Source organism: Citrobacter werkmanii (assembly GCF_008693645.1).
Taxonomy (GTDB): Bacteria; Pseudomonadota; Gammaproteobacteria; order Enterobacterales; family Enterobacteriaceae; genus Citrobacter; species Citrobacter werkmanii.
The window spans coordinates 1526493-1548232 of record NZ_CP044101.1; the positions used below are offsets into that span (position 1 = coordinate 1526493).

At 53.4% G+C, this 21740-nt stretch carries 18 protein-coding genes and 1 other annotated feature; of the genes, 11 read left to right on the forward strand and 7 right to left on the reverse strand.

Going from position 1 to position 21740, the window contains the following annotated elements:
* Positions 1-45: 45 nt before the first annotated feature.
* Positions 46-3411, forward strand: coding sequence for a mechanosensitive channel MscK (gene mscK, locus FOB24_RS07870; RefSeq protein WP_150344742.1), 3366 nt, complete (start codon positions 46-48; stop codon positions 3409-3411).
* A 39-nt stretch (positions 3412-3450) separates the two neighbouring features.
* Here the strand turns inward: mscK and FOB24_RS07875 are convergent, their stop codons facing one another.
* The 3 genes from FOB24_RS07875 to priC all read right to left on the reverse strand — a co-directional run bounded on the left by FOB24_RS07875 (position 3451) and on the right by priC (position 5153).
* Positions 3451-4374: an Rpn family recombination-promoting nuclease/putative transposase gene (locus FOB24_RS07875; RefSeq protein WP_150344743.1), complete on the reverse strand. Its 924-nt coding sequence runs from the start codon at positions 4372-4374 to the stop codon at positions 3451-3453.
* A 69-nt stretch (positions 4375-4443) separates the two neighbouring features.
* On the reverse strand, positions 4444-4611 hold the full coding sequence (rsmS, locus tag FOB24_RS07880) for a pleiotropic regulatory protein RsmS (protein ID WP_006685679.1): 168 nt from the start codon (positions 4609-4611) through the stop codon (positions 4444-4446).
* Between the two features lie 14 nt (positions 4612-4625).
* Positions 4626-5153 carry a primosomal replication protein N'' gene (gene priC, locus FOB24_RS07885; protein ID WP_087857063.1) on the reverse strand — a complete coding sequence of 176 codons (528 nt, stop codon included), beginning with the start codon at positions 5151-5153 and terminating at the stop codon, positions 4626-4628.
* A gap of 69 nt (positions 5154-5222) precedes the next feature.
* Between priC and FOB24_RS07890 the strand changes: the two genes are divergently transcribed.
* The 8 genes from FOB24_RS07890 to hemH all read left to right on the forward strand — a co-directional run bounded on the left by FOB24_RS07890 (position 5223) and on the right by hemH (position 13389).
* Positions 5223-5600, forward strand: a complete 378-nt coding sequence (locus FOB24_RS07890) for a DUF454 family protein (RefSeq protein WP_038638360.1) — start codon at positions 5223-5225, stop codon at positions 5598-5600.
* A gap of 194 nt (positions 5601-5794) precedes the next feature.
* Positions 5795-6346 carry an adenine phosphoribosyltransferase gene (apt, locus tag FOB24_RS07895; protein ID WP_006685676.1) on the forward strand — a complete coding sequence of 184 codons (552 nt, stop codon included), beginning with the start codon at positions 5795-5797 and terminating at the stop codon, positions 6344-6346.
* A 117-nt stretch (positions 6347-6463) separates the two neighbouring features.
* Positions 6464-8392, forward strand: coding sequence for a DNA polymerase III subunit gamma/tau (gene dnaX, locus FOB24_RS07900; protein ID WP_150344744.1), 1929 nt, complete (start codon positions 6464-6466; stop codon positions 8390-8392).
* Positions 7725-7789, forward strand: a sequence feature (DnaX frameshifting element). It overlaps the preceding gene by 65 nt.
* 57 nt (positions 8393-8449) lie before the next feature.
* Positions 8450-8779: a YbaB/EbfC family nucleoid-associated protein gene (locus FOB24_RS07905; protein ID WP_003021764.1), complete on the forward strand. Its 330-nt coding sequence runs from the start codon at positions 8450-8452 to the stop codon at positions 8777-8779.
* Entirely contained in the window at positions 8779-9384 is a 606-nt protein-coding gene (recR, locus tag FOB24_RS07910) for a recombination mediator RecR (RefSeq protein ID WP_003021767.1), read from the forward strand. The genes FOB24_RS07905 and recR overlap by 1 nt, the downstream gene beginning before the upstream one ends.
* 110 nt (positions 9385-9494) lie before the next feature.
* Positions 9495-11369: a molecular chaperone HtpG gene (gene htpG, locus FOB24_RS07915; protein ID WP_110498625.1), complete on the forward strand. Its 1875-nt coding sequence runs from the start codon at positions 9495-9497 to the stop codon at positions 11367-11369.
* Between the two features lie 231 nt (positions 11370-11600).
* Positions 11601-12245: an adenylate kinase gene (adk, locus tag FOB24_RS07920; protein ID WP_003021773.1), complete on the forward strand. Its 645-nt coding sequence runs from the start codon at positions 11601-11603 to the stop codon at positions 12243-12245.
* A gap of 181 nt (positions 12246-12426) precedes the next feature.
* Entirely contained in the window at positions 12427-13389 is a 963-nt protein-coding gene (hemH, locus tag FOB24_RS07925) for a ferrochelatase (protein WP_150344745.1), read from the forward strand.
* Here the strand turns inward: hemH and aes are convergent.
* Positions 13386-14345 carry an acetyl esterase gene (aes, locus tag FOB24_RS07930; RefSeq protein WP_150344746.1) on the reverse strand — a complete coding sequence of 320 codons (960 nt, stop codon included), beginning with the start codon at positions 14343-14345 and terminating at the stop codon, positions 13386-13388. The genes hemH and aes overlap by 4 nt on opposite strands.
* Before the next feature lie 151 nt (positions 14346-14496).
* On the opposite strand from aes, the gene gsk reads away from it, so the two are divergent.
* The gene (gene gsk, locus FOB24_RS07935) at positions 14497-15801 is read left to right on the forward strand and encodes an inosine/guanosine kinase (protein WP_038638375.1); all 1305 of its coding nucleotides are present in this window, start codon (positions 14497-14499) and stop codon (positions 15799-15801) included.
* Positions 15802-15890: 89 nt separating this feature from the next.
* Here the strand turns inward: gsk and ybaL are convergent, their stop codons facing one another.
* Both ybaL and FOB24_RS07945 read right to left on the reverse strand, forming a co-directional pair.
* Entirely contained in the window at positions 15891-17570 is a 1680-nt protein-coding gene (gene ybaL / locus FOB24_RS07940; RefSeq protein WP_042310032.1) for a YbaL family putative K(+) efflux transporter, read from the reverse strand.
* Between the two features lie 225 nt (positions 17571-17795).
* The gene (locus FOB24_RS07945; protein ID WP_038638381.1) at positions 17796-19016 is read right to left on the reverse strand and encodes an MFS transporter; all 1221 of its coding nucleotides are present in this window, start codon (positions 19014-19016) and stop codon (positions 17796-17798) included.
* Positions 19017-19190: 174 nt separating this feature from the next.
* Here FOB24_RS07945 and ushA point away from each other — a divergent pair, with 174 nt between their 5' ends.
* On the forward strand, positions 19191-20843 hold the full coding sequence (gene ushA, locus FOB24_RS07950; RefSeq protein ID WP_150344747.1) for a bifunctional UDP-sugar hydrolase/5'-nucleotidase UshA: 1653 nt from the start codon (positions 19191-19193) through the stop codon (positions 20841-20843).
* A 244-nt stretch (positions 20844-21087) separates the two neighbouring features.
* On the opposite strand, the gene ybaK is transcribed toward ushA, so the two are convergent.
* Complete coding sequence (gene ybaK / locus FOB24_RS07955; RefSeq protein ID WP_003831056.1) at positions 21088-21567, reverse strand: Cys-tRNA(Pro)/Cys-tRNA(Cys) deacylase YbaK; 480 nt, start codon at positions 21565-21567, stop codon at positions 21088-21090.
* Positions 21568-21740 lie beyond the last annotated feature (173 nt).

Here is a 21740-nt window from a genome sequence, read left to right on the forward strand (position 1 = left end):
TTGACTATTTCCGGTCACTTTTCCGGTTCAGAAACGTTCATTCTCATGACTATGTTGCAGCTCTATAAACGTTCACAGCATCTTATTGCTATTACCTTTCTTTTCTTCATTCTATTGCTTTTTTGCCAGTCGTCAGCATTTGCACGGGCGCAACAGAGTGGGGATCTGCCGACGAAAGCGGATATTCAGAGCCAACTGGACGCGCTGAATAAACAAAAAGATCTCTCCGCGCAGGATAAGCTGGTTCAGCAGGATCTGACCGATACCATCGCCACGCTGGATAAAATCGATCGCGTGAAAGATGAGACCGTACAGCTTCGGCAGAAAGTTGCCGAGGCGCCGGAGAAAATGCGTCAGGCGACAGATGCGCTAAATTCGCTCAGTGATGTTGATAATGACGATGAAACGCGAAAAACGCTGAGTACGCTCTCCTTACGTCAACTGGAGTCGCGCGTGGCGCAGGTATTGGATGACCTGCAAAGCGCGCAAAATGATTTGGCCGCTTATAACAGCCAACTGGTATCGCTGCAGACTCAGCCAGAGCGCGTGCAAAATGCGATGTACACCGCGTCGCAGCAAATGCAGCAAATCCGCAATCGGCTTGATGGTAATAATGTGGGGGAGGCGGCGTTGCGCCCCAGCCAGCAGGTGCTACTGCAGGCGCAGCAGGCGCTACTGAACGCGCAGATCGACCAACAGCGTAAAAGCCTTGAAGGCAATACGATTTTGCAGGACACCTTGCAAAAACAACGCGATTACGTGACGGCAAACAGCAATCGTCTTGAGCATCAGCTCCAGCTCCTGCAAGAGGCTGTAAACAGCAAACGGCTGACGTTAACCGAAAAGACGGCGCAGGAAGCGGTATCGCCTGACGAAGCTGAACGTATTCAGTCTAATCCGTTAGTGAAGCAGGAACTGGACGTCAACCATCAGCTTAGCCAGCGTCTGATCGCCGCGACCGAAAACGGCAATAACCTGATGCAGCAAAATATTAAGGTTAAAAACTGGCTCGATCGCGCGCTGCAATCCGAACGCAATATTAAAGAACAGATCGCCGTCCTGAAAGGCAGTCTGTTGTTGTCACGTATTCTGTACCAGCAGCAACAAACGCTGCCGTCGGCAGATGAGCTTGCTGATATGACCAACCGGATTGCCGATTTGCGTCTGGAACAATTTGAGGTCAACCAGCAGCGTGACGCCCTGTTCCAGAATGATGCGTTTGTCGCCAAACTGGAAGAAGGGCACAGCAACGAAGTCAACGGTGAAGTCCATGATGCCCTGCTGCAGGTCGTGGATATGCGCCGGGAGCTGTTGGATCAGCTGAATAAGCAACTGGGCAACCAGTTGATGATGGCGATTAACCTGCAAATCAACCAGCAGCAGTTGATGAGCGTGTCGAAAAACCTGAAAGGGATCCTCACCCAGCAAATTTTTTGGGTTAACAGTAACCGTCCAATGGACTGGGACTGGATCAAAGCCTTCCCGCAAACGCTTAAAGACCAGTTTAAGTCGATGAAAATCACCGTGAACTGGGAAAAAGCCTGGCCGGCGGTATTTATTGCCTTCCTGGCAGGATTGCCGCTGCTGCTCATTGCCGGGTTAATCCGCTGGCGTTTGAAATGGCTGAAAGAATATCAGGCGAAATTAGCCGCCGCGGTAGGTAACCTGCGTAATGACAGTCAGCTCAATACGCCAAAAGCGATACTGATCGATCTCATCAGAGCGCTGCCAGCGTGTCTGATTATCCTCGCCGTGGGGCTGATTCTGCTTACCATGCAGCTGAATATCAGCGACCTGCTGTGGGCGTTCAGTAAGAAGATGACCGTCTTCTGGCTGGTATTTGGTCTGTGCTGGAAGGTGCTGGAAAAAGATGGTGTGGCGATACGCCATTTTGGCATGCCTGCAAAGCAAACCAGCCACTGGCGTCGCCAGATTGTGCGTATTAGCCTGGCGTTGTTACCACTTAACTTCTGGTCAGTTGTTGCTGAACTGTCGCCGCTCAATCTGATGGATGATGTGCTTGGTCAGTCCGTTATTTTCCTCAACCTGTTGCTGATCGCCTTCCTGGTATGGCCAATGTGCCGTGAAAGCTGGCGTGACAAAGAGTCGCATGGTCTGCGTCTGGTCACCATTACCGTGCTGTCTATTATCCCGATTGCATTGATGGTGCTGACGGCGACAGGGTATTTCTACACCACGCTGCGCTTGTCGGGCCGCTGGATTGAAACGGTTTATCTGGTTATTGTCTGGAACCTGTTGTATCAGACGGTGCTCCGCGGGTTGAGCGTGGCGGCGCGGCGTATCGCCTGGCGTCGTGCGTTAGCGCGTCGTCAGAACCTGGTGAAAGAAGGGGCAGAAGGCGCAGAACCGCAAGAAGAACCGACCATTGCGCTGGAGCAGGTTAACCAGCAAACCTTACGTATCACCATGCTGGTGATGGTTGCCTTGTTTGGTGTTCTGTTCTGGGCAATTTGGTCCGATCTGATCACCGTGTTCAGTTACCTCGACAGCATTACGCTCTGGCATTATAACGCTACAGAAGCGGGGGCCGCAGTGGTGAAAAGCGTCACCATGGGCAGCCTGCTGTTTGCGATTATTGCGTCAATGGTCGCATGGGCGCTGATCCGCAACTTACCCGGACTATTGGAAGTGCTGGTGCTCTCGCGACTGAAGATGCGCCAGGGAGCGTCGTATGCGATCACCACCATTCTTAACTATGCGATCATCGCCATCGGTGCGATGACGGTCTTCGGTTCGCTCGGCGTCTCGTGGGATAAACTACAGTGGCTGGCCGCAGCCTTGTCGGTTGGTCTTGGTTTTGGTTTACAGGAGATTTTCGGTAACTTTGTTTCCGGTCTGATTATTCTGTTTGAGCGCCCGGTACGCATCGGCGATACCGTGACTATCGGAACATTCTCGGGAACGGTCAGCAAGATCCGTATTCGTGCCACCACCATTACCGACTTTGATCGCAAAGAGGTGATCATCCCGAACAAAGCCTTTGTGACGGAGCGTTTGATCAACTGGTCGCTTTCCGATACCACTACGCGTCTGGTGATCCGCATTGGCGTGGCCTACGGTTCGGATCTGGAGAAAGTGAAGAAAGTGCTGTTGCAGGCGGCGATGGAACACCCGAAAGTGATGCACGATCCGGAACCAGCGGTGTTCTTTACCGCCTTCGGCGCCAGCACGCTGGATCATGAGCTGCGTTTATACGTGCGTGAACTGCGCGATCGTAGCCATACGGTTGACGAACTTAACCGTGCGGTCGATCGTTTGTGTCGTGAAAATGACATTGATATCGCCTTTAACCAGCTCGAAGTACACCTGCATAATGCGAAAGGGGACACCGTGACCGAAGTTAAGCGTGACATCATCAAAGGTGATGATCCGACGCCTTCGGTAGGTTAAGTTGCAATCAGGGCGGCCAGTTTGCCGCCCTGATTGTATTTAGTGAGTCAGCGCTGTCAGTTCTTCCTGCGTCAGGCCCGTAAGGTGTGTAATCAGATCCGGTTCCAGGCCGCGGGCGAGCATTTTTTGTGCGATATCACGCGCTTCTGCCTGCCGACCTTCTTCTAACCCTTTTTCCAGCCCTTGCTGCATGCCTTCCGCTCTACCTTTTTCTTCTAACCATTCAGCAATTGTCATCAGCTGTTCCTTGTACTGTGGCGCACTCTGCGCCAGTTGGCGGACAAGTACGCCGGGTTCCGTGGTATTTCCTGCTTTCAGCATGTAATTAATCAAAACGTCGAGCTGATATTCTGTCAGGCGATCCTGCGTTAAGAGCGTAATGAGTTGATCCAATAACTCGCTCAGATCGCGTTGCCGAATATGTTTTTGCAGGAGTTCCAGCATCGCTACCCGTTGATGCTGCATGATCTGATTATCTGGCATAATGGTCAGGTCTACCAGCGCAAATTCATTGCCATAAAGCGCTTTCGCAAGCTGTGGCTCGCTAAACAACTGATGCCAGTTGAGAGTATAGGGCCACGGGCTTTTTGTACCATGATAAAACAGTATAGGTACCACCAGAGGTAAGGTTTTATGCCCGGCGTTAAGGTGGTGCTGCATAGCAGCAACAGCGTAGCGCATCAGGCGAAAGGCCATTAATTTATCGGGTGTACTCTGATGCTCAATCAGCGCATAAACGTAGCCGGGTCCATGTGTTGTTTGCAGGGAATAGAGGATATCTGAATAGCAGGTGCGTAAATCGTCCTCAATAAAGCTGCCTGATTCCAGCGTCAATGTTTCCATATCGCATATATTGAGAAACGCTTGAGGCAAATGGATCTGCAAAAAATCTCGGGCGACCTCTTTTTGCGTCAGCATTTGCCGAAAGACCGCATCGTGCGGCGTGGTGGGGAGCCGTTCCATGATCTGTCCGTTATCGTCGTGATGTTGCGACGACTCTGACACCGAAGCCAATGGCAGACCAGAGGGCAATCAATCAGTTTGCGAGGCGCCTTCCGCACTTTTAAGCTTGTTTTCATAATCGCGCATAACGATCTCCAGCGCGCGTAGCACTGTGCGTGCTGGAAGCTGATTTTCTTCAAGTAAAACAATCAAATCGACGGCCAGTTTGACCTCGTCCGGGGCGTTCTCTAATGACATAAATTCTCCGGGTATTAACGGGTTAAACGCGCCAGCACGGCTTCTATTCTTGCCAGCGCATGGCGACAGCGCGTCAGTCGCGCCTCGAATGCTTCTACTTCACGATGCAATTTCTGTTGTTCTTCAAAACCCGTAGCCTGGGACAGGCGCTCTTTGCGTTCACGCGTCATTTCAACCAGCCGGCGTTCAAATTCCTGGTGTTGAACCCGCTTGCGCTGCCAACGCGCCAGACCGGGAGAGGCGCAGTCCCACTCTCTGAGTGACCAACTGGCGGTTTCGCGTGAAATCGCCTCTAACTGTGAAGCAAGGTGTTCCGCAAGCCAGCTAATTTGGGGGAGTTGTTGCTGATCCACCGCGCGGCGTAGGGCCGTGAGATTATCTTCTGCTTCATCCAGACACGCCTGCAGCAACGTGCTGCGAGTGTGAAACAGATGTCTGTCAAAGCGGGCGCTAAGCGTTGTATGATGCGCCAACGGGGCACAACGCTGGCGCAGGCGGTTAAGCTGGTTTTCGAGCGTCTGTAGCAGCATGACGGTTTTCACGACAACACTCCGATGAAAATGAGAACTGTTATGCTAAAGTAGCGATTCTCTGTGTTAAGTACTCATATTATGCAACGCATTATTCTAATCATCATTGGCTGGCTAGCGGTAGTATTAGGAACGCTGGGAGTGGTATTGCCGCTATTGCCCACGACGCCATTTATCCTGTTGGCTGCCTGGTGTTTTGCCCGCTCATCGCCGCGTTTTCACGACTGGCTGCTGTATCGTTCGTGGTTCGGCGGGTATCTGCGCCATTGGCAAAAACACCGCGCGATGCCGCCGGGCGCAAAGCCGCGCGCTATTTTGCTGATATTGATTACGTTTGGTATTTCACTGTGGCTGGTCAATATGATGTGGGTACGCGGCCTGCTGCTGGTTATTCTCGCCTGTTTACTGATTTTTATGTGGCGGATCCCGGTGATTGATGAAAAACAACAAAAGCAATAAAGCGCAATAATCGCTGTTGCAATTGTCGTTCACAGCCAGTAAATTCGACCGTTTTCGAGCACAGGCGCAGGTGGTCAAAGGTTAAGCAAATGTAACCCTGGCCCTTAATATAGACACAAAATCATTCAAGACACGTCGAGGATGAAGTGTATAGTGCGCCGTGAAGTAATACCGAATTAATCAGGCACAAACTTATGACCGCGACTGCACAGCAGCTTGAGTTTCTCAAAAATAGCATCAAAAGCATCCACGACTACCCGAAACCGGGCATTCTTTTTCGCGATGTCACCAGCTTACTGGAAGACCCGAAAGCCTACGCCCTCAGCATTGAATTGCTGGTTGAACGCTACAAAAATGCGGGTATCACTAAAGTGGTTGGCACCGAAGCGCGTGGCTTCCTGTTTGGCGCGCCGGTAGCATTGGGTCTGGGCGTCGGCTTTGTTCCGGTACGTAAACCCCGCAAGCTTCCGCGTGAAGTGATCGCCGAGAGCTATGAGCTGGAATACGGCACCGATCAGCTGGAAATCCACGTTGATGCCATCAAACCGGGCGATAAGGTACTGGTTGTGGACGACCTGCTGGCAACCGGCGGCACGATTGAAGCCACCGTGAAACTGATCCGCCGTCTGGGTGGCGAAGTGACCGATGCTGCTTTTATCATTAACCTGTTTGACCTGGGCGGCGAACAGCGCCTGGAAAAACAGGGGCTGACCTGTTATAGCCTGGTTCCGTTCCCGGGCCACTAAGTCGGCTATCTCATCTCGGCTGAAGTAATACCGAGACACACAACCTCGCCGTCGCTGCGAGGTTGTGTTAGCATTATCCTCCTGTGAATCCACCCTCCAGCCTTTCAGAGCCTGCCAATGAGTTATCAGGTCTTAGCCCGAAAATGGCGCCCACAAACCTTTGCTGACGTCGTCGGCCAGGAACATGTGCTGACGGCACTGGCGAACGGCTTGTCGTTAGGGCGTATTCATCATGCTTATCTGTTTTCCGGCACCCGTGGCGTCGGGAAAACCTCTATCGCCCGTTTGCTGGCGAAGGGACTAAACTGTGAAACTGGTATTACCGCCACGCCGTGCGGCGTGTGCGATAACTGCCGTGAAATCGAGCAGGGGCGTTTTGTCGATCTGATTGAAATCGACGCCGCCTCACGCACTAAAGTCGAAGACACCCGCGACCTGCTGGATAACGTCCAGTACGCGCCTGCGCGCGGTCGCTTTAAGGTCTATTTGATCGACGAAGTGCACATGTTATCGCGCCACAGCTTTAACGCCTTGCTGAAAACGCTCGAAGAGCCGCCTGCACACGTTAAATTCCTGCTGGCGACCACCGATCCGCAGAAGTTACCGGTGACTATCCTGTCGCGCTGTTTGCAATTCCATCTTAAAGCGCTGGATGTTGAACAGATTCGCCATCAGCTTGAGCATATCCTCAAACAAGAGCATATCGCCCATGAGCCACGTGCGTTGCAACTGCTGGCTCGCGCCGCGGACGGCAGCCTGCGCGATGCGCTGAGTCTTACCGATCAAGCGATCGCCAGCGGTGATGGTCAGGTGTCGACCGACGCGGTGAGCACCATGCTCGGCACATTGGACGATGACCAGGCGCTCTCGCTTGTTGAAGCGGTTGTCGCGGCTGACGGCGAACGCGTTATGACGTTGGTGAACGACGCCGCCGCGCGGGGTATTGAATGGGAAGCGCTGCTGGTTGAGATGTCGGCTTTGCTGCATCGCATTGCTATGGTACAGCTTTCGCCCGCCGCGCTCGGCAGCGATATGGCCGCCATTGAACAGCGTATGCGCGAACTGGCGCGAATCGTCCCGCCAACTGACATACAGCTTTACTACCAAACCCTGTTAATCGGGCGCAAAGAACTGCCGTATGCGCCGGACAGGCGAATGGGCGTCGAAATGACGCTACTGCGTGCGCTGGCTTTTCATCCGCGCATGCCTCTGCCGGAGCCTGAAGTCCCGCGCCAGTCGTTTGCCCCCGTCGCGCCGACTGCGGTGATGACCCCGACGCAAGTACCTCAGCAGCCTGCGCCAGCGCAACAGCAACAGAATGTGCCGCTCTCCGAGGCCACCAGCCAGGTGCTGGCGGCGCGCAGCCAACTGCAACGCGCTCAGGGAGCAACCAAACCAAAAAAGAGTGAACCGGCAGCCGCTTCCCGCGCGCGGCCGGTGAATAATGCTGCGCTGGAAAGACTGGCCTCGGTGTCGGAGCGTGTTCAGGCGCGTCCGGCCGTCTCTGCGCTGGAAAAAGCGCCGGCGAAGAAGGAAGCGTATCGCTGGAAAACGACCAATCCCGCAGCCGAAGTTAAAGAAGCCATTGCCACGCCGAAAGCGTTGAAAAAAGCGCTTGAGCATGAAAAAACGCCGGAACTGGCGGCAAAACTGGCGGCAGAAGCCATTGAGCGCGACCCCTGGGCTGCTCAGGTGAGCCAGCTTTCGCTGCCTAAACTGGTGGAGCAGGTGGCGCTTAATGCCTGGAAAGAAGAGAATGGCAACGTGGTTTGCCTGCACCTGCGTTCCTCGCAACGGCATCTTAATTCCAGCGGCGCGCAGCAAAAACTGGCCGAAGCATTGAGTACCTTAACGGGGTCAACGGTTGAATTGACCATCGTTGAAGATGATAATCCTGCGGTGCGCACGCCGCTGGAGTGGCGTCAGGCCATTTATGAAGAGAAACTCGCGCAGGCGCGTGAGTCGATTATTGCGGATAATAACATTCAGACGCTGCGTCGTTTTTTCGATGCAGACCTGGACGAAGAGAGTATTCGCCCCATTTGATCGTCAGCCTGATGGTTGGACGGTCGTCATCCCTTAACGTGATTGAGAGAGAAGCCTATGTTTGGTAAAGGCGGTCTGGGTAACCTGATGAAACAGGCCCAGCAGATGCAGGAAAAAATGCAGCAGATGCAGGAAGAAGTCGCCAAGCTGGAAGTCACCGGCGAATCTGGCGCGGGTCTGGTAAAAGTGACCATCAACGGCGCGCACAACTGCCGTCGCGTGGAGATCGATCCAAGCCTGCTGGAAGACGACAAAGAGATGCTGGAAGACCTGGTTGCTGCGGCATTCAACGACGCGGCGCGTCGCATTGAAGAGACGCAGAAAGAGAAGATGGCTTCTGTTTCTTCCGGAATGCAGCTGCCGCCTGGCTTTAAGATGCCGTTCTGATGCAAACCAGCCCGCTGTTAACTCAGCTTATGGAAGCACTGCGCTGTCTGCCGGGCGTTGGCCCCAAGTCTGCGCAGCGCATGGCGTTCACGCTACTTCAGCGCGATCGCAGCGGCGGGATGCGTCTGGCGCAGGCGTTAACGAAGGCGATGTCGGAAATCGGCCACTGTGCCGATTGCCGCACCTTCACAGAGCAGGATGTCTGTAATATCTGTTCGAACCCGCGTCGCCAGGAAAACGGTCAGATCTGTGTGGTGGAGAGTCCGGCGGACATCTATGCCATTGAGCAAACCGGCCAATTTTCTGGACGTTACTTCGTGCTGATGGGGCACCTGTCGCCGCTGGACGGTATTGGTCCTGATGATATCGGGCTGGATCGCCTTGAACAGCGACTGGCGTCTGAGCAAATCAACGAACTGATTCTCGCGACCAATCCCACGGTCGAAGGAGAGGCGACCGCCAACTATATTGCTGAGCTTTGCATGCAGTATGGCGTTGAAGCCAGCCGTATCGCCCATGGCGTACCGGTCGGCGGCGAGCTGGAAATGGTCGACGGCACCACGCTGTCGCACTCTCTGGCCGGGCGTCACAAGATTAAATTCTGAACAAACGGAGGCCGCGACGGCGGCTTCCGCTTGAAATCCTTCGCGCTTGTCCCCATTTCACCCTCAACGTGTTTTTACCATTGAAAATGGCATTGTTGAGGTAGATCTACATGAAAGGACAAGAAACTCGTGGTTTTCAGTCAGAAGTAAAACAGCTTCTGCATCTGATGATCCATTCTCTGTATTCCAATAAAGAAATCTTCCTGCGTGAGCTCATCTCTAACGCCTCGGATGCGGCAGACAAGCTGCGTTTCCGCGCACTGTCTAACCCGGACCTGTACGAGGGGGACGGTGAACTGCGTGTGCGTGTTTCCTTCGATAAAGATAAGCGTACGTTGACCATTGCTGATAACGGCGTGGGGATGAACCGTGATGACGTTATCGATCATCTGGGGACCATTGCGAAATCCGGCACCAAATCTTTCCTCGAATCCATGGGCTCCGATCAGGCGAAAGACAGCCAGTTGATCGGTCAGTTCGGGGTTGGCTTCTACTCGGCGTTTATCGTGGCCGATAAAGTGACCGTACGTACCCGCGCGGCGGGCGACAAACCTGAGAACGGCGTGTTCTGGGAATCTGCGGGCGAAGGTGAATACACCGTTGCCGACATCACCAAAGACGATCGCGGCACCGAAATCACTTTGCATCTGCGCGAAGGCGAAGACGAGTTCCTTGATGACTGGCGCGTACGTTCCATCATCAGCAAATATTCCGACCATATCGCGCTGCCGGTAGAGATCGAAAAATCCGAAGAGAAAGACGGCGAGACCGTGGTTTCCTGGGAAAAGATCAACAAGGCGCAGGCGCTGTGGACGCGTAACAAGTCGGAAATCAAAGACGACGAGTACAACGAATTCTACAAGCATATTGCCCACGACTTCACTGACCCGCTGACCTGGAGCCACAACCGTGTGGAAGGTAAGCAGGAGTACACCAGCCTGCTGTACATTCCGTCGCAGGCGCCGTGGGATATGTGGAACCGCGATCACAAGCATGGTCTGAAACTGTACGTTCAGCGTGTGTTCATCATGGACGACGCCGAGCAGTTTATGCCGAACTACCTGCGCTTTGTGCGCGGCCTGATAGATTCCAACGATCTACCGCTGAACGTTTCCCGTGAGATCCTGCAGGACAGCACCGTCACCCGTAACCTGCGCAGCGCGCTGACCAAACGCGTGTTGCAGATGCTGGAAAAACTGGCGAAAGATGATGCCGAAAAATACCAGACCTTCTGGAAACAGTTCGGCCTGGTGCTGAAAGAAGGTCCGGCGGAAGACCACGCTAATCAGGAAACTATCGCTAAGCTGATGCGCTTCGCGTCTACGCACACAGACTCCTCCGCACAGACCGTGTCGCTGGAAGACTATATCTCCCGCATGAAAGAAGGGCAGGAGAAAATCTACTACATCACTGCAGACAGCTATGCGGCGGCGAAGAGCAGCCCGCACCTGGAACTGCTGCGTAAGAAAGGCATTGAAGTGCTGCTGCTTTCTGACCGCATCGATGAGTGGATGATGAACTACCTGACCGAGTTCGACGGCAAGCCGTTCCAGTCCGTTGCGAAAGCCGACGAGTCCATCGATAAGCTGGCGGATGAAGTGGACGAGAGCGCGAAAGAAGCGGAAAAAGCGCTGACGCCGTTCGTTGAACGCGTGAAAACGCTGCTGGGCGATCGCGTCAAAGACGTGCGTCTGACCCACCGTCTGACCGACACGCCGGCCATCGTCACCACCGATGCGGACGAAATGAGCACCCAGATGGCGAAACTGTTCGCTGCTGCGGGACAGGCCGTACCGGACGTGAAATATATCTTTGAACTTAACCCGGACCACGTGCTGGTAAAACGCACGGCGGATACCCAGGACGAAACGCAGTTTAAAGAGTGGGTTGAACTGCTGCTGGATCAGGCTCTGTTCGCCGAACGCGGCACGCTGGAAGATCCGAACCAGTTCATCCGCCGTATGAACCAGTTGCTGGTATCCTGATAGCCATCATCTAATGCCGGATGGCGCTAACGCGTATCCGGCCTACCATATCTTTTACTCGTAGGCCGGATAAGGTGTGTACACCGCCATCCGGCAATTTCACTCCTTATTTTCAATTTTCCCTCCATTAACCGTTTCAGCGTCGGGCGTCTTCCTTGAGCCAATTGCGTGATGGTGGTATCGTTTAGCGCTTTTTAAAAAATATCGACAACCTTTAAGGGGATTTTCGTAATGCGTATCATTCTGCTTGGCGCTCCGGGCGCGGGTAAAGGAACTCAGGCTCAGTTCATCATGGAGAAGTATGGTATTCCGCAAATCTCCACCGGTGATATGCTGCGTGCCGCCGTGAAATCTGGCTCCGAGCTGGGCAAACAAGCGAAAGACATCATGGACGCCGGTAAGCTGGTGACTGATGAGCTGGTGATCGCGCTGGTAAAAGAGCGTATTGCTCAGGAAGACTGCCGTAATGGTTTCCTGCTCGATGGCTTCCCGCGTACTATTCCGCAGGCTGACGCCATGAAAGAAGCAGGCATCAACGTTGACTACGTTCTGGAGTTCGACGTACCTGACGAGCTGATCGTTGACCGTATCGTGGGGCGTCGCGTACACGCTGCTTCTGGCCGCGTTTACCACATCAAATTCAACCCGCCTAAGGTTGAAGGTAAAGACGACGTAACCGGCGAAGAGCTGACCACCCGTAAAGACGATCAGGAAGAGACCGTACGTAAGCGCCTGGTGGAATACCATCAGATGACCGCGCCGCTGATCGGCTACTACTCTAAAGAAGCGCAGGCGGGTAACACCAAATACGCGAAAGTTGATGGCACTCAGGCTGTTGCTGATGTGCGCGCAGCGCTGGAAAAAATCCTCGGTTAAGTTTTAGCGCAGTCAATGCCGGATGGCGGTGTAAACACCTTATCCGGCCTATGATTTTTTTGTAGGCCAGATAAGCGCAGCGCCATCAGGCAAATTCATGTCTTACCTCTCGCAGCAATTAGTTCTTCTTCATCACTTTTCCGCTACAATTATCAACAATTTGAATCGATAAGAGGCGGTAATGCGTCAGACGAAAACCGGTATCCTGCTGGCAAACCTCGGCACCCCCGATGCCCCCACTCCTGAAGCTGTTAAACGCTACCTGCGCCAGTTTTTAAGCGATCAACGTGTAGTTGATACTTCCCGCCTGCTGTGGTGGCCGTTGCTGCGTGGGGTGATCCTGCCGCTGCGTGCGCCACGCGTGGCAAAGCTGTACCAGTCAATCTGGATGGAAGAGGGTTCGCCGCTGATGGCCTACAGCAAGGCACAACAGCAGGCGCTGGCACAACGCCTGCCCAATACGCCTGTTGCGCTGGGCATGAGCTATGGTTCGCCTTCGCTTGAAAGCGCAGTCGACGAACTGCTGGCAAGTGGCGTTGAACACATTGTCGTGTTACCCCTGTATCCGCAATATTCCTGTTCGACGGTGGCGGCGGTGTGGGATGAACTCGCGCGCATCCTGGCGCGTAAACGCGGTATTCCCGGCGTCTCCTTTATTCGTGATTACGCCGATGACAGCGCTTATATTGACGCGCTGGCAAAAAGTGCCCGTGACTCCTTCGCCAAACACGGCGAACCCGATTTACTGCTGCTCTCCTACCATGGGATTCCACAACGTTACGCCGACGAAGGCGATGACTACCCGCAGCGCTGTCGCGATACGACGCGTGAGCTGGTCTCTGCGCTTGGCCTGCCGCCGGAAAAAGTGATGATGACCTTCCAGTCGCGTTTTGGTCGCGAACCGTGGCTAACGCCGTATACCGACGAAACGTTAAAAATGCTGGCGGAGAAAGGGATTCGACATATCCAGGTTATGTGTCCGGGCTTTGCGGCAGATTGCCTTGAAACGTTGGAAGAGATCGCGGTGCAAAACCGGGAGATTTTCCTCGAGGCTGGCGGCCAGCAATATGAGTATATTCCGGCGCTGAACGCCACACCGGAACATATCGAAATGATGGTTAAACTGACCGCAGCCTATCGTTAAAGTTGTGCTTTGAAGTAACGCGCGCCCTCCCGCAAGGCATCGTCGGCGGTTTTCATCATCCGCGAGTAGTGCAGGAAGGCGTGCAGCGTGCCGGGGTACATTTTGTACTGGCAGGGCTGCTGATGTGCCTGTAGCGTCTGAAATAATAAACGGCTGTCGTCAATCAACGGATCGAACTCCGCGCCGGCGATAAAACACGGCGGCACGTCGCGCGTCAGGTCGTTATTGAATAAGCAATAATACGGCGACTCGCGATCGTCGGCGCTACGCAGGTACGCGTTTTCGTACATCTGCAGATCCTCCCGCGATAAACCATCCCAGGCTCCGCCCATCAGCCGTCGGCTGGGCGAATCCTGCAGGCCGTAAAGTCCATACCACAGCAGTACGCCTGCGACTTTGCCGCAGGCAATCTGTTTGTCCCGTAGCCACAACGCGCTGGCAAGCGCCAGCATCGCGCCAGCGGAATCACCGGCAAAACCAATATGATCCACATTCAGAGAATAGTCGCCCGCGTGTTGGTGATAATACTGACAGACGGCGACAATCTCCTCGATGGCTTGCGGGAAACGAGCCTCCGGCGAGAGAGAATAGTCGATGCCAATTACCGTGCACTGCGTGTAAAGCGCCAGTAAGCGCATAATGCGATCGTGAGTATCCAGATTACCAAGAATGAAACCGCCGCCGTGCAGATAATACAGCGTGGCCTGGCTATGGGGTTGCGGAGAATAAATTCGCGTGGCAACGGGGCCGCGCGCGGTAGAAATGACGCATTCTCGGGTATTCATCTGCGGGGCATCGGCATTCCACAATTGCCGTTCGTGGATATAGTGTTGGCGCTGGGCCACGATGTCATCGGCGGCGGGCCAGGGCGGCAGATCGTCGCGATGAAAATGCACCACGGTTTTCATTTCGTCTGAAATTCTGTCGAGTACGGGGATCTTATTTTCCGGCTTCATAAACGCTCCTTGTGAAGGTGATTTATTGTAGAAATTCCCCCCGTATAAACTGCGATCCCATCGTCCGATATTGAAACTCAGCGCCGCATCGCATGCGTACAGGGGAATGTGCTACCATGCACCGCTCAGCTAATCACCCGTAAAATCGACCATGAAATTTCCCGGTAAACGTAAATCCAAACACTATTTTCCTGTCAGCGCGCGCGATCCGTTGCTGCAACAGATTCAGCCTGAAAATGAAACCAGCGCAGCCTGGGTGGTGGGTATCGACCAGACGCTGGTAGATATTGAAGCCAAAGTTAATGATGACTTTGTAAAGCGTTATGGATTAAGCGCCGGGCACTCTCTGGTGATTACAGACGATGTCGCCGAAGCGCTCTACCAGGAACTGGTACGTGACAATTTGATCACTCATCAGTTTGCCGGTGGAACTATCGGTAACACGATGCACAACTACTCCGTGCTGGCGGATGACCGCTCGGTGCTGTTGGGCGTGATGTGCAGCAATATCGAGATTGGTAGCTATGCGTACCGTTATTTATGTAATACCTCCAGCCGTACCGATCTGAACTACCTGCAGGGCGTCAATGGACCGATTGGTCGCTGCTTTACGCTGATTGGCGAATCCGGTGAGCGCACGTTCGCTATCAGCCCCGGACATATGAATAAGCTGCGGGCGGATAGCATCCCTGAGGCGGTTATTGCCGGGGCCTCCGCGCTGGTGCTGACCTCCTATCTGGTGCGTTGCGAACCGGGCGAGCCGATGCCGGAAGCGACCATGAAGGCGATTGAATATGCCAAAAAACACAATGTGCCGGTGGTTCTGACGCTGGGTACCAAATTTGTTATTGCCGATAACCCACAGTGGTGGCAGGCATTCCTGAAAGAGCATGTCTCCATTCTGGCGATGAATGAAGAAGAGGCCGAAGCACTGACCGGCGAGAACGATCCGCTGCTGGCGTCCGACAAAGCGCTGGATTGGGTGGATCTGGTGCTGTGCACTGCGGGTCCGGCAGGTCTGTATATGGCGGGCTTTACGGAAGAAGAAGCCAAACGTAAAACCCAGCATCCGCTGCTGCCAGGGGCTATTGCCGAATTCAACCAGTATGAATTCAGCCGCGCCATGCGCCATAAAGATTGTACTAATCCGCTGCGCGTGTATTCGCACATCGCACCGTATATGGGCGGGCCTGAAAAGATCATGAACACCAACGGCGCTGGCGATGGCGCGCTGGCGGCATTGCTGCATGATATTACCGCCAACAGCTACCACCGTAGCAACGTGCCTAACTCCAGCAAGCACAAGTTCACCTGGCTGACTTATTCGTCATTAGCCCAGGTGTGTAAATATGCTAATCGCGTAAGTTATCAGGTGCTGAATCAACATTCACCACGCCTGACGCGCGGTTTGCCAGAGCGTGAAGACAGTCTCGAAGAGTCGTACTGGGACCGCTGAGTTCTGGCCCGATAGCGCTGCGCTTATCGGGCTTACTCTGGTGTGGGAATACGTAGGCCGGATGGTGTAGCGCCATCCGGCACGTAATATTAACTGGCAGTAGCAACGTCGCCGGCAGGTGGCGTTTCAATCAGCTCCAGCATAGTGCGGGCGATTTCACGCTCGCCCATGACGACCTGATTGGCCCCGCGGTCGGTAATATATTCCACTTCATCGTCATAATGCGCGCGGGCGATAATCTCAATCGACGGGCACTTTTCGCGAGCGGAAGCGACGATTTCACCGGCTTCATAGCCGTTTGGAATTGTCAGCAGCAGCCAGCGCGCGCAATCCAGATGCGCCAGATTCATTATCTCTTCGTTGGCGGCATTTCCCAGCACCGCGCGGATCCCGCGCTCACGCAGTTCATCCACCCGCGTACGTGAGGTTTCGATAACCACCAGCGGAATCCCGGCAGCCATCAATTTTTCGCCCAGCAGACTCCCGACGCGGCCAAAGCCTACCAGCAGGGCGTGATTGCAGATATCCACCGGAATTTGTTTCTCTTCTTCGATGGCTTCTTCCAGCGTCTGCTCTTCCAGCGTTTCGGTTTTCGCGAGATATTTTTCTAACACCGCGAACAGTACCGGATTGAGCATAATCGACAGAATAGCTCCCGCCAGCACCAGGTTTTGCCCTGCCTGCGGTAACAGGTTTAGCGCCATTCCCAGACCCGCCAGGATGAAGGCAAATTCACCAATCTGCGCCAGGCTGGTGGCAATGGTGAGCGCTGTACGTTGGGAGTGGCCAAACAGGCGCACGAGGAAATAAGCGGCAACGGATTTACCAAAGACGATAATCGCCAGCGTACCCAGTACCGCCAGCGGTTGCTGGATCAAGATTAACGGATCAAACAGCATACCAACGGATACAAAGAACAATACGGCGAACGCATCGCGCAACGGCAGGGTGTCATGTGCCGCACGGTGGCTCAGTTCGGATTCGTTCAGCACCATGCCAGCGAAGAACGCGCCCAGAGCAAAGGAGACATCGAACAATTCCACTGCGCCAAACGCGATGCCTAACGCCAGGGCAAGGACTGACAGAGTAAACAGCTCTCGTGAACCGGTGGCGGCGCTACGCGCCATGATCCACGGTACCAGGCGACGGCCAACCAGCATCATAATGGCGATAAACGCCACCACTTTACCAATGGTAATGCCCATATCGACGGCCAGCGATGCAAAGCCGACATCTTCTTTTTCCAGCATTCCGGCGACGGCGGGCAGAAGAACCAGCGTCAGCACCATCATCAGATCTTCAACAATCAGCCAGCCTATAGCAATTTGCCCGCGCTGGCTGTCAATAAGCTGCCGTTCCTCAAGCGCACGCAGTAGCACTACGGTACTGGCGGTTGAAAGACACAGTCCAAAGACGATACCCACCATTAGCGACCAGCCCATCACCGCTGAAAGCGCCATACCCAGTAGCGTCGCCACAGCTATCTGGGCAATCGCGCCGGGAATGGCGATGGACTTTACCGCCATCAAATCCTTCAAGGAAAAGTGTAGCCCCACGCCGAACATCAGCAGAATTACGCCAAGCTCCGCCAGTTCAGGCGCGAGTTTGGTATCAGCAACAAAACCAGGTGTAAATGGACCGGCCAGAACGCCCGCTAACAGATATCCCACCAGAGGAGAAATACGTAGTTTATTGGCAATCATGCCTAATATAAAAGCGAGCACAAGGCCGCCGACAATGGTGGTGATAAGCGGGGTGGCGTGATGCATTCCGTCTCCTTTGGTTGCTGTGTTGATCCTGAAAACCTAAATTCCGAGTAATAGTTTATGACAATTTTAATGTTTATGTTTATGAATAATTATTGAATTTTGATGAAAACGGGATTTTAGACGTAAAAAAGCACGGATCGGAAAACTACAGGGGTATGCGGGGAGTAAAGGCTGATGGTCTCTGTAAGTGAAGACGGCCAAAGTTTACTTTTGGCCGTCAGAAAATCAGGCTTTATGTCGGTTATCAGGTAAGAATATGGTCAGTATCCCCAGAAGTGGCAGGAAAGCACATATTTTATAGACCAAATCAATACTGGTATGGTCAGCAATCAGCCCTAAAACCGCTGCTCCCAAGCCGCCCATGCCAAAGGCAAACCCGAAAAATAGCCCAGAAACCATGCCGATACGACCCGGAAGCAGCTCCTGCGCGTAGACCAGAATGGCAGAAAAGGCAGATGCGAGGATAAAACCAATGATCACGGTTAAAATCCCGGTCCATTCCAGCGTTGCATAGGGTAAAACGAGGGTAAATGGCGCTACGCCGAGGATAGAGCCCCAAATAACATATTTTCTGCCAATCTTATCACCTAACGGTCCACCAATTACGGTCCCGGCTGCAACGGCAAACAGGAAGGCAAACAGATGAAACTGGGCGTTTTGTACCGATAATCCGAATTTTTGCATCAGATAAAAGGTGTAATAGCTGCTGATGCTCGCCATATAGAAGTATTTGGAGAAAATCAGCACCAGCAGAATGCTAACCGCCAGTACCACTTTATTACGCGGTAATGGATTAACAACAGTGACTTTCGGTTTTCCTTTGCTCATCCGATGCTGCGCGGCATACCAACGGCTGATTTGCGCCAGAACCACAATCGCTAATAACGCGGCCAACACAAACCAGGCTACATTACCTTTACCATATGGCGCGATGATGACAGCCGCCAGCAAGGGCCCGAGAGAGCTACCGAAGTTGCCGCCAACCTGGAAAATTGACTGGGCGAGGCCATGACGACCGCCGGAAGCCATTCGCGCCACGCGGGATGACTCCGGGTGAAACACCGATGATCCCGTACCGACCAGCGCCGCGGCGAGTAATACCATATGGAAACTGCCTGCCATGGCCAGCAATACGAGCCCGCTTAGCGTGAAGCACATACCAATAGGCAGCGACCACGGCATTGGATATTTGTCCGTCCAGTAGCCGACAACCGGTTGAAGCAGCGAGGAGGCGAGCTGGAAGGTTAGCGTAATCATCCCGATCTGCATAAACGTCAGCGAGAACTCTGACTGCAAGAGCGGGTAAATCGCCAGGATCAGCGACTGGATCATATCGTTTAGCAGATGAGAGAGACTGATCGCCCCTAAAATGCCAAATGAGGTGCGTGCTTTAGCAACCGACGCTGACGCGCCAGCCACTGGCGGGGTTGGTTCACTTATTGCCATAGAAAGTCACTTCTGTTTGGGTTGCGATTATGAGGGTAATCTATTTTGTTATTATTACCTGCCTAACATACCTGCGGAAGGTGTTTGAAGGAAGTCTCATTTCTGAAAACATTTTCGACTATTATTTCATATCATTGTAATTTCAGTCGTTGATTTTGGCTCAGGGAGAGAAATATGAAGTTTTTAAAGCGGGGCGTGGCGCTGGCGTTATTCGCCGCATTTGCGCTGGCAGGTCAGCCTGCACAGGCGTACGAAAAAGATAAAACCTACAAAATTACCATTCTGCATACCAACGATCATCACGGCCACTTCTGGCGCAGTGAATATGGGGAATACGGGCTGGCGGCGCAAAAAACGCTGGTGGACGGGATTCGTAAAGAGGTGGCGGAAGAAGGGGGAAGCCTGCTGCTGCTTTCCGGCGGCGATATTAACACCGGCGTACCGGAATCCGATCTTCAGGATGCGGAACCTGATTTTCGCGGCATGAACCTGATTGGCTATGACGCGATGGCGGTTGGCAATCACGAATTTGATAACCCGCTAACCGTGCTGCGCCAGCAGGAAAAATGGTCCAAATTCCCGTTTCTCTCGGCCAATATCTATCAGAAAAGCACCGGCGAGCGGTTGTTTAAGCCGTGGGCCATCTTTAAGCGTCAGGATTTAAAAATTGCCGTACTCGGTTTAACCACTGACGATACGGCGAAAATTGGTAACCCGGAGTTTTTCACCGATATCGAATTCCGTAAACCTGCCGATGAAGCCAAACTGGTCATCCAGGAACTCAATATGGGTGAAAAGCCAGACATCATTATTGCGACCACCCATATGGGGCATTATGACAACGGCAATCACGGCTCGAACGCCCCTGGGGACGTAGAGATGGCGCGTAGCCTGCCGGCGGGTTCGCTGGCAATGATTGTGGGTGGTCACTCACAGGATCCGGTGTGTATGGCCTCGGAAAACAAGAAGCAGGTTGATTACGTACCGGGCACGCCGTGTGCGCCAGATAAGCAAAATGGCATCTGGATTGTGCAAGCGCATGAGTGGGGGAAATATGTGGGCCGGGCGGATTTTGAGTTTCGTAACGGCGAAATGAAAATGGTGAACTACCAGCTCATCCCCGTCAACCTGAAGAAAAAAGTGACCTGGGATAACGGTAAAAGTGAGCGCGTACTCTACACCCCGGAAATTGCTGAGAATCAGCAAATGCTCTCGCTGCTGACGCCATTCCAGAATAAAGGTAAAGCGCAACTGGACGTGAAGATTGGTAGCGTCAATGCGCGCCTCGAAGGTGACCGTAGCAAAGTTCGTTTCGTACAGACCAATATGGGGCACCTGCTGTTGGCTGCGCAGATGGCGCGGACCAGCGCTGACTTTGGCGTGATGAGCGGTGGCGGTATTCGTGATTCCATTGAAGGCGGCGATATTACCTATAAGAGCGTGCTGAAGGTACAGCCGTTCGGCAATATTGTGGTGTATGCCGACATGAGCGGGAAAGAGGTGATTGACTACCTGACCGCCGTGGCGCAAATGAAGCCGGACTCCGGGGCTTATCCGCAGTTTGCCAACATCAGCTTCGTGGCGAAAGACGGTAAACTTAACGATCTGAAAATCAAAGGCGAACCGGTTGAGCTGGCTAAAACTTATCGCATGGCAACGCTGAGCTTCAACGCCACCGGCGGCGATGGCTATCCGCGAATTGATAACAAGCCAGGCTATGTGAATACCGGGTTTATCGATGCGGAAGTGCTGAAAGAGTACGTGCAGAAAAACTCACCGCTGGATGCCAGTGCGTATGAGCCGAAGGGCGAGGTGAGCTGGCAGTAACAGGGCTATTTTGTTTGTTCGCCATTTTGAACGCGGGCAGTGCTCGGACAAAACTCACAGAGTTTTGAACGCCCATCAGGGCGGCCCGGAGGGGGAGCGTAGCGAATAATCCTCACGTACTACATGTACGCTCCGGTTCCTGCGCGCTGGCCGCGTCCAAACTGCCTTCACCAATAACGCCCTGTAGAGTATTCGTATGTAGGCCTGATTTGCGTAGCGTCATCGGGCACCATGCTAAAACCGCTTAATCCCGGCGGGCGATGTCGGCGAACTTCGCATCCAGAATTTTCGCAAGATCGCCGGCAGCGAGTTCGATATCCAGCCCGCGTTTGCCACCGGAGACATAAATGGTGTCAAACGTTTGGGCTGGGGCGTCGATGAGTGTCGGCAATCTTTTTTTCTGTCCCAGCGGGCTGATACCGCCTACCAGATACCCCGTTGTTCGCTGCGCAACCATTGGATCGGCCATATCGACCTTTTTGGCCCCTAACGCTTTGGCGACTTTTTTAAGATCCAATTGACCCGCCACCGGCGTGACGGCAACGGCCAGATGCTTCATATCGCCATTTACGGCAACCAGCAGCGTTTTGTAAACCTGGTCTGCATTCAGACCTAACTTGCGTACTACTTCGTCACCAAAGTTTGTTTCGGACGGATCGTGATCGTAGGTGTGGATCTGGAAAGAAATTTTGTTTTTTTCGAGTAATTTAACGGCGGGTGTCATAGCAATTTTTCCTGGCCCAGACAAAATACGAGACAAGCATACGCCTGATGGCGGTCTAAAAAATAGTACCATCTTGCGCAATAGTATTGGCAGGATGATGACTTTGAGCGACAATCGACCTACACCGATGCTTTAAGCACCGGGATCATAATAATGATGAAATTCCTCTTTGA

Coding starts and splice junctions, on each gene's coding strand:
- mscK (WP_150344742.1), top strand. CDS start 46: ATGACTATGTTGCAGCTCTATAAACGTTCACAGCATCTTATTGCTATT.
- FOB24_RS07875 (WP_150344743.1), bottom strand. CDS start 4,374: ATGGAACGGCTCCCCACCACGCCGCACGATGCGGTCTTTCGGCAAATG.
- rsmS (WP_006685679.1), bottom strand. CDS start 4,611: ATGTCATTAGAGAACGCCCCGGACGAGGTCAAACTGGCCGTCGATTTG.
- FOB24_RS07890 (WP_038638360.1), top strand. CDS start 5,223: ATGCAACGCATTATTCTAATCATCATTGGCTGGCTAGCGGTAGTATTA.
- apt (WP_006685676.1), top strand. CDS start 5,795: ATGACCGCGACTGCACAGCAGCTTGAGTTTCTCAAAAATAGCATCAAA.
- dnaX (WP_150344744.1), top strand. CDS start 6,464: ATGAGTTATCAGGTCTTAGCCCGAAAATGGCGCCCACAAACCTTTGCT.
- FOB24_RS07905 (WP_003021764.1), top strand. CDS start 8,450: ATGTTTGGTAAAGGCGGTCTGGGTAACCTGATGAAACAGGCCCAGCAG.
- recR (WP_003021767.1), top strand. CDS start 8,779: ATGCAAACCAGCCCGCTGTTAACTCAGCTTATGGAAGCACTGCGCTGT.
- htpG (WP_110498625.1), top strand. CDS start 9,495: ATGAAAGGACAAGAAACTCGTGGTTTTCAGTCAGAAGTAAAACAGCTT.
- adk (WP_003021773.1), top strand. CDS start 11,601: ATGCGTATCATTCTGCTTGGCGCTCCGGGCGCGGGTAAAGGAACTCAG.
- hemH (WP_150344745.1), top strand. CDS start 12,427: ATGCGTCAGACGAAAACCGGTATCCTGCTGGCAAACCTCGGCACCCCC.
- aes (WP_150344746.1), bottom strand. CDS start 14,345: ATGAAGCCGGAAAATAAGATCCCCGTACTCGACAGAATTTCAGACGAA.
- gsk (WP_038638375.1), top strand. CDS start 14,497: ATGAAATTTCCCGGTAAACGTAAATCCAAACACTATTTTCCTGTCAGC.
- ybaL (WP_042310032.1), bottom strand. CDS start 17,570: ATGCATCACGCCACCCCGCTTATCACCACCATTGTCGGCGGCCTTGTG.
- FOB24_RS07945 (WP_038638381.1), bottom strand. CDS start 19,016: ATGGCAATAAGTGAACCAACCCCGCCAGTGGCTGGCGCGTCAGCGTCG.
- ushA (WP_150344747.1), top strand. CDS start 19,191: ATGAAGTTTTTAAAGCGGGGCGTGGCGCTGGCGTTATTCGCCGCATTT.
- ybaK (WP_003831056.1), bottom strand. CDS start 21,567: ATGACACCCGCCGTTAAATTACTCGAAAAAAACAAAATTTCTTTCCAG.